Below are 8,050 nucleotides of genomic sequence, written 5' to 3'. Positions count from 1 at the left end.
CCTGCCGGCATCGGATACGGCTCGATCGGGGGTATCCCCGCCATGACCTTCCTCTCCTGTATGGAATGTGTCGAATCGCTGTGACGGCTGAACGCCGAAGCGTCGAAGCTATGCGGCGCCCACCGGCGTCGACCGGCCGGTCATCCACCAGGCCGATATCACCGAAAGGGCCTGGCCCGGGTTGAGCCGAGGATCACAGAAGGTCGTGTATTTGGCCCCGACCTGATCGATCTGGGACTCGCTCCTGACGCATTCCGTCACATCGTCGGGAGTGGTCTCCAGATGCAGTCCACCTGCTATTCCGCCCGCGTTCCTGACCGCGTACTGGAATTCCGTGACCTCTCGTGTGATCGCTTGCAGAAAACGGGTCTTGAGCCCGTCCGGAGTGCTGACGGTGTTGCCGTGCATCGGGTCGGTGAGCCAGATCACCGGATGTCCCGCGGCGCGGACGGCCTCGACAAGCGCGGGCAACCGCTCGGCCACCGCCTCGGCGCCCATCCGGGCGATCAGGGTGAGCCTGCCCTTCTCCCGCCCGGGATCGAGCCGTTCGCACAGGGCCAGCAGTTCGTCGGCCGTCATGCTCGGGCCGACCTTGCAGGCCACCGGGTTGCCGACCTCGGCGAGCAAAGCGACATGGGCGCCGTCGACCTGCCGGGTCCGCTCGCCGATCCAGGGCCAGTGTGTGGAGGTGAGCAGCAGCTGGCCCTGTTCGTCCCGGCGCACCATGGGGAGTTCGTAGTCGAGCAGCAGCGCCTCGTGGCTTGTCCAGATGGGCGCGCCCATACGTGTCCGTCCGCCCTGGTTCGGCCAGCCCAGATGACCTATGACGTCACGGGCGGACCGATAGCCCGCCAGCAGCCGCTCCGGATCCGCGCGTCGGAGCTCGGGATCGGGTTCCGGGCTGTTGACCATATGGCCGCGATAGACGGGCAGTTCGAGGTCGCCGATCCATTCGGTGGGCTTGGAGCGCGGCTTGGCGAACTGACCGGCCATCCGCCCGGCACGCACCACCGGTTTGCAGGTGTCCATCTGCAACGCGCCCGCGAGCATGTCCAGCAGTCCCGCCTTGCGCGCGACATAGCCCGGAGTGCACTCCGCGGGATCCTCCGCGCAGTCGCCCGCCTGCACCACATGAGCCTTACCCGCGGCGACCCGGGCCAGCAGGGACCGCAGCGTCCGTACGTCCCGGGCATCGACGAGCGCGGGACGAGCCGCCAGCTCCTTCCTGACCTGCTCAACCTGTAACGGATCTTCCCACGGTGGCTGCTGGAGCGCCCTTCTCAGTCGAATATCGACCAGAGCGTTGTCCACTGATTTCTCCAATCGCGAATGGGCGATGAGCAATCGAAGCGAAAAGGTGAATCCGCATAGACAAAAAAGTAATCGCCCGCAGCGCCGGAGCGAATCGCGCCCACACACCGGCGGATCTCCGCAGCGGCCTAAATCATGTGACGAAACGAGTACGCCGCCAACATTCGGCGGCGTACTCCGTCAGGTGACGAATACTTCGTCAGGTGACCACTCACTCCATCAAGTTGCCGCAAGGGCGGCGCAACGTTGAGGCTCTAGCGGGCTCCCACCGGAACCGGTGCAGTTCGCCCGCGCCCGCGACGACACGGGCGACCGCTGCCGGAGAGGGACCTGTGGCGCACTCGTTCCAGTCGAGGCGGACACCGGAGAGTTTCGGCTCCAGGTGAACTCCCCTGCGGGGACGGATGAATTGCCGACCACGGCACGAAGATCAAATGTTTCGGCCGAGCGCCGGTGTCAACGCCCGGTCAGTTTTTCCTCGTTGAGGACAAAGTATGGACGGTGTGGTGCGCCGTCCCTACTCTGGGCGTCGTTCTCGCGCAGAAGTCTGCGTGGAACGCGGCGGAACTCCGCCACCGCACCGCCGGTACGTGTACGAACTCCACTCCGCGGACGCGGGCCGCCCAGGCCCCGCCCACTCGCAGCGCACCAGCAGGAGGACGAGTGCAGCCACACGAGTACCAGAGCGCCCGACACAGCCGACGCGGACCACGGACCATCACTGGTTTACTCCTCGCCGCCCTCATCACCGGAGGTCTCGCCGCGCCCGCGGCCGGCGCCGGGACGAGCGCCTCCGCGAAGACGAGAGCCGCGGCGGAGTCGAGGGCTCCCGCGGAACTGCCGCCTCAGGAGCCCGGCGTCACCCTCCGCGTCTTCGACATCCAGTCGCCGCTCAGCGAGCTCTGCGATCTGAAGCCGGCCCAGACGCCCAATGTCGACAAGCTGATTCCCACGGTCGACTGGTCCTCCACCGAGGGCTTCGGCTTCACCGACAACTTCATGTCGCAGATCATCGGCAACATCAACGTGCCGGCCGACGGCACGTACGCCTTCCGTCTGATCAGCGATGACGGCTCCCGCCTCCTCATCGGCGACCAGCAGGTCATCGACCACGACGGACTGCACGGCGCCGAGCCCAAGGACGGCGAGATCACTCTCACCTCCGGCTACCACGCGCTCCACATCGACCACTTCGACCGTGGCGGCGAACAGCAGGTGACGCTCCAGTGGAAGCCGCCGGGCGCCACCGAATTCACTCTCGTCCCGAACTCCGTGCTCAGCACCGACGCCGGCGTGGTCCGTGTCACCGCTCCCGGCCGCAAGGAGTGCGAGGGACGCTACGACACGCCCGGCGACGGCCTCCCGCTGACCTCGGTCAATCCCGGCTACACGCTGAGCGATCTGCGTCCCGAGGGCTTCGAGCCGCAGGTCTCCGCCATGGACTGGCTGCCGGACGGCCGGCTCGCCGTAACGACCTGGGGCGGCAGTGACAACACCGTGGGAGAGGTCTACCTCCTCGACGGTGTCACGGGTGACACGGGACCGGAGAAGGTCACGTACAAGAAGGTCGCCGACGGGCTGAAAGAGCCGATGGGCATCAAGTACGTCGACGGAAAGCTGTATGTGTCGGAGAAACACCAGCTGACCGAGCTGACCGACACCAATGGCGACGACGTCACCGACACCACCCGCAAGGTCGCGTCCTGGCCGTACGGAGGCAACTTCCACGAGTTCGCCTTCGGGCTGCTCTACAAGGACGGAGACTTCTATCTGAATCTCTCGGTCGCCATCAACTACGGTGGCGCGACGACCGATCCGCAGCCGGCCGCGAACCGTGGCACCACCGTCAAGGTGAACAGGAAGACCGGAAAGGTCACTTACCTGGCGGGCGGTCTCCGTACGCCGAACGGGATCGGTTGGGGCCCGGAGGGCGAGCTCTTCGTCACCGACAACCAGGGCGGCTGGCTGCCTGCCTCCAAGCTCGTCCAGGTGAAGCAGGGCCGGTTCTTCAACCACTACACCAATCCGGACGGGCCGTTCGACGACCGCGCGGCCACAAAGCCGGTGCTCTGGCTGCCGCAGAACGAGATCGCGAACTCGCCGAGCACACCGATGGTGGTCAAGAAGGGCATCTTCGCCGGTCAGATGCTCTTCGGTGATGTCACCTACGGCGGGATCCAGCGCGCCGATCTGGAAAAGGTGGACGGCGAGTACCAGGGCGCGGTGTTCCGCCATACGCAGGGCCTGGAGGCCGGTATCACCCGTATCAGCACGGGACCGGACGGTGCGATCTACGCCGGCGGCCTCGGCGCGGACGGGAACTGGGGCCAGGAAGGGAAACTCCGCTTCGGCCTTCAGAAACTCGCTCCGAACGGCACGAACGTCTTCGACATCAAGACCATGCGCGCCACTCGCGACGGCTTCGAACTCACCTATACGAAGCCGCTGTCGGAGGAGACCGCCGCCACCTTGACGAACGGAGGCTACTCCGTGGAGCAGTGGCGCTATGTTCCCACGCCGGCGTACGGCGGCCCGAAGGTGGACGAGGAGAGCCTGCCGGTCGCGAACGCCCGGATTTCCGAGGACCGCCGTACGGTCCGGCTCTCCATCCCCGGGCTGAAGACCGACCGGGTGGTGCATGTGCGCTCGCCGCGCCCGTTCGCCTCGGCCGACGGCGAGCAACTGTGGTCCACCGAGGCCTGGTACACCCTGAACGCGCGGCCAGGACCCGAGGAGCCCGTCACGTCGTACGACGCCGAGTCCGCGCGGCTCTCCGGCGGCGCGGACATCGACACCGAGCACGCCGGCTACACGGGCGGCGGCTTTGTCGACGGCTTCGGCACCGAGGGCGCCACCGCCACCTTCGAGGTCGAGGCCCCGGCCAAGGGCACCTACGACGTGGGCCTGCGCTACGCCAACGGCCCTCATCCCTTCACCGGCACCAAGACGATCGGCGCGGGCGTCAACGGCGGCCAGACGCGGCAGATCAGCCTACCGTCCACCGGCGCCTGGAACCGCTGGTCCACGCAGACCGAACGGTTCGACCTGCGCAAAGGCCGTAACACCATCACCTACACCTACCGGCCCGAGGACACCGGTCATGTCAATCTCGACATGATCGAGGTACGCCGGGCCGGCAGCCGTATCGATCTGTTCTCCGGCGGCAGCATCTCCTCCGCCTGGCAGCACACCGACGGCCGCGGTGTCGAATGGCCGCGCACCGCCGAGAACTCCGTCGAGGTGTGCTGCGGCGACATCCGCACCAAGCAGTCCTTCGGCGACTTCAGACTTCACGCCGAGTTCCGGGTGCCGAAGCTGCCGCCTGACGTCACCGGCCAGGACCGCGGCAACAGCGGCATCTATCTCCAGGAGCGGTACGAGATCCAGATCCTGGACTCGTTCGGTGTGGAGAATCTCGCCGCGAACGAGGCCGCGGCGATCTACAACAAGAAGGCCGCGGACCTGAACGCCGGCACCGCGCCCGAGACCTGGCAGACGTACGACATCGTCTTCCGCGCGGCCCGTTTCGACGCCACGGGGCAGAAGACCGAGGACGCCAGAGTCACCGTGGTGTGGAACGGCACAAAGGTCCACGACAACGTGGCCGTGGACGGGCCGACCGGCAGCGGTGACGCCGAATCGGCCGCGACAGGAGCGATCCGGCTCCAGGACCACGGCAACAAGGTCCGCTTCAGGAACCTGTGGATCGAGCCGCTGGACTGACGCGGACTGACCTGGACCGGCCCGGACCGATCTGACCTGACCTGGGCCGACCGTCACGTGGGCGATGGCCGGCCCGGTCAGGCCATCGCCCGCGCCAGTCTGCGGTCCACCTGGGACGGTGACATGGCCTGCTCGGCCGCGAGTATCCCGGCGCCGATGACCGCGGCGTTCTCCCCCGTACGGCTCGGCTCGATCCGCAGCACACGGGTGGCCAGCGGATGCGAACGCCGGTACACCGCTTCCCTTACTCCGGCCAGGAGTTGGTCGTGCACGGCGGCCAGGGCGCCGCCGAGCACCACCGTGTCCGGATTGAAGAAGTTCACCAGTCCCGCCAGGACCTCGCCGACCGCCCGGCCCGCTTCACGCACCATGCGTACGGCGTCCCGGTTGCCGGAGGTCACCAGCCGCACCACATCGCTGCCCGAGGCCGCGTCCAGCCCGAGACCGGCCAGTTTCGCCGCGAGCGCGGCCCCGCCCGCCACCGCCTCCAGACAGCCGGTATTGCCGCACCGGCATGGCTCCGTCTGGTCCCCGACCTGGATATGTCCGATGTCGCCGGCGCTGCCCTGGGCGCCGCGGTGGAGCCGGCCGTCGGCCACGATGCCGCAGCCGATGCCCGTACCGACCTTGAGGTAGAGGAGATAGCGGGTGTCGGGAAACGCGCGGCGCTGCTCGGCCAGCGCCATGACGTTCACGTCGTTGTCGACCAGCGCCCGCACTCCGAAGCGCGAGGCGAAGAAGTCCGGGATCGGATACTGGTGCCAGCCCGGCATGATCGGCGGATCGATGGGGCGGCCGGTCGAGAACTCGACAGGTCCCGGCACGCCGACACCGATCGAGCGCAGCGTCCGAGGATCCCGTCCCGTCTCCTTCAGCAGCGCCTGGAGCGCCCGCTCCACCCGGCGCAGTACCGATTCCGGACCGTCCGCGATCGACAGCGGCTCCTTGTGCGTGGCCAGCATCGCTCCCGCGATGTCCGTCAGAGCCACCGCGCAGTGCGAGGCGCCGAGGTCCACGCCGGCCACCAGGTGTCCGGCGGTGCGCAGTTGGAGCCGGCGCGGCGGGCGGCCTCCGGTCGAGTCGCCGGGCGCCGGGGCCGATTCGTCGACCAGGCCGTGCGCGATCAGGGCGTCCACCCGCTGGGAGACCGTGGAGCGGGCCAGCCCGGTGATCCGCGCGATGTCCGCGCGCGTCGTCACGGCTCCGGAACTGATCAGCGCCAGCACCTCGCCGGGCGAGTGGGCGGCGGAACCGCTGTGAGCGGAACCGCTGTGATCCGACGGCACAGGCATGACAGTCACCCTAGGGACGACTTTCGCTGCTCACAAGGCGTCCGCTGTTCGCCTGTCGTCCTAAGTTACCGTCAACTCCCCTGAAAAGGCTGCCTCTTGGACTCTTGACAGGTCAAAGGTGATTCACGACTCTGCACAGCAGACCGCTGACCGAGGAGCCGGCCGATGCTGACCATGCAAGGCGTGTCCAAGAGCTTCCTGGGAGTACGGGTGCTCCACGATGTGGACCTCGGCCTCGAACCGGGTGAAGTCCACGCTCTGGTGGGCGAGAACGGTGCCGGCAAGTCCACCTTGATGAAGATCCTCGCCGGCGAGCACCTCCCCGACTCCGGCACCATCACGATCGACGGCACCGCGCACACCTTCACCCATCCCGCGCAGGCGCAGGCCGCCGGAATCGGCATCATCCACCAGGAGTTCGCACTCCTTCCGCACCGCACCGTCGCCGAGAACGTCTTCCTCGGCCGTGAACCGGTCCACCATGGACTCGTGGACCGCAAGGCCATGGAGCGCCGCACCGGTGAGCTCCTCGCCGAGATCGACGAAACCGGTATCACCGCCCATATGCTTGTCAGGGACCTGACAGTTGCACGCAGGCAGACCGTCGAGATCGCCAAGGCCCTCGCCTCCGATGTCCGGATCCTCGTCATGGACGAACCCACCGCGCCTCTCGCCGACCACGAGAGCGAGCTCCTCGCCGCGCTCGTACGCCGGCTCACCGCGCGCGGCCTCGGCGTTCTCTATATCTCGCACCGCCTGCCGGAGGTCTTCGGCCTCGCGCGGCGTATCACCGTCCTCAAGGACGGCCGCCGCGTCACCACACTGCGTACCGCCGACACCGACGCCGACGAGGTGGTCCGGAGCATGGTCGGGCGGGAGCTGACCGCCTACTATCCGCCGCGTGCCCGCCCGGAGGAGATCGGAGCGGAGCGGCTCACGGTCACCGGCGGCGGCAACGCCCGTATCCGTGACATCGCCCTGACCTTGCGGGCGGGAGAGGTCGTCGGCGTCGCCGGCCTCCAGGGATCCGGACGGACGTCACTGGCGCGCGCCCTGTTCGGCGCGACTCCCTTCACCACGGGCACCATGACCGTCGGCGGCAGCCCGCTGCGGCCACGCCGCCCGCGCCAGGCCATCCGCGCCGGTGTCGCGCTGGTCACCGAGGACCGCAAGACGGAGGGTCTCGCGCTGCACCAGTCCGTACGGGACAACGCGCTGCTCGTCACCCGGGCCGTCCCTCCGCGCGGCGGACCGCCGACGGGCAGGGAGATCACGGCGCTCCTCGAACGCGTACGCCTCCAGGCCCGTGGCGAGGACCAGCAGGCGCTGTATCTCTCGGGCGGCAACCAGCAGAAGGTCGTCATCGCCAAGTGGCTCGCGGCCCGGCCCCAGGTACTCCTGTTCGACGAGCCGACACGCGGTGTCGACATCGGCGCCAAGGCCGCCATCCACACGCTCGTACGGGAACTCGCCCGTGAAGGACTCGCCGTACTGATCATCTCCTCCGAACTCCCCGAGCTGATCGGTATGAGCGACCGGATCCTGGTGATGTCCGAGGGCCGTCTCGTGGGCGAGTTACCGGCCGGCGCGGACGAGGAGAGCATCATGCGGCTCGCCACCGGTGGCCGCCGGAGCGGACGGGAGGACGCCGCGTGACCGCGACCGGTCCCAGGGCGCTCGCCGCGCACCGAGCCACCGCCGCCCGCCCGCGCCGGTCACGGCTC

Annotated in this window: 4 protein-coding genes; 2 read left to right on the top strand and 2 right to left on the bottom strand. The window is 68.2% G+C overall.

What is annotated here, in order from left to right:
- Positions 1–108: 108 nt before the first annotated feature.
- Positions 109–1,311, bottom strand: coding sequence for a 3-deoxy-7-phosphoheptulonate synthase (locus GA0115259_RS31280; protein ID WP_093603235.1), 1,203 nt, complete (start codon positions 1,309–1,311; stop codon positions 109–111).
- 663 nt (positions 1,312–1,974) lie between these two features.
- On the opposite strand from GA0115259_RS31280, the gene GA0115259_RS31275 reads away from it, so the two are divergent.
- Positions 1,975–5,034, top strand: a complete 3,060-nt coding sequence (locus tag GA0115259_RS31275) for a 3-keto-alpha-glucoside-1,2-lyase-like domain-containing protein (RefSeq protein ID WP_093603233.1) — start codon at positions 1,975–1,977, stop codon at positions 5,032–5,034.
- A 77-nt stretch (positions 5,035–5,111) separates the two neighbouring features.
- On the opposite strand, the gene GA0115259_RS31270 is transcribed toward GA0115259_RS31275, so the two are convergent.
- Positions 5,112–6,326, bottom strand: a complete 1,215-nt coding sequence (locus tag GA0115259_RS31270) for an ROK family transcriptional regulator (protein ID WP_093603231.1) — start codon at positions 6,324–6,326, stop codon at positions 5,112–5,114.
- A gap of 165 nt (positions 6,327–6,491) precedes the next feature.
- On the opposite strand from GA0115259_RS31270, the gene GA0115259_RS31265 reads away from it, so the two are divergent.
- Complete coding sequence (locus tag GA0115259_RS31265; protein ID WP_093603229.1) at positions 6,492–7,982, top strand: sugar ABC transporter ATP-binding protein; 1,491 nt, start codon at positions 6,492–6,494, stop codon at positions 7,980–7,982.
- The last annotated feature ends 68 nt before the right edge of the window (positions 7,983–8,050 follow it).

Origin of the sequence: Streptomyces sp. MnatMP-M17, from assembly GCF_900091995.1 — a bacterium.
Lineage (GTDB): Bacteria > Actinomycetota > Actinomycetes > Streptomycetales > Streptomycetaceae > Streptomyces.
This window is presented reverse-complemented; position numbering and strand designations above follow the sequence as displayed.

Bases quoted from the DNA above. Each gene is read 5' to 3' on its own strand.
- GA0115259_RS31270 (WP_093603231.1), bottom strand. From the start codon at position 6,326: ATGCCTGTGCCGTCGGATCACAGCGGTTCCGCTCACAGCGGTTCCGCC.
- GA0115259_RS31265 (WP_093603229.1), top strand. From the start codon at position 6,492: ATGCTGACCATGCAAGGCGTGTCCAAGAGCTTCCTGGGAGTACGGGTG.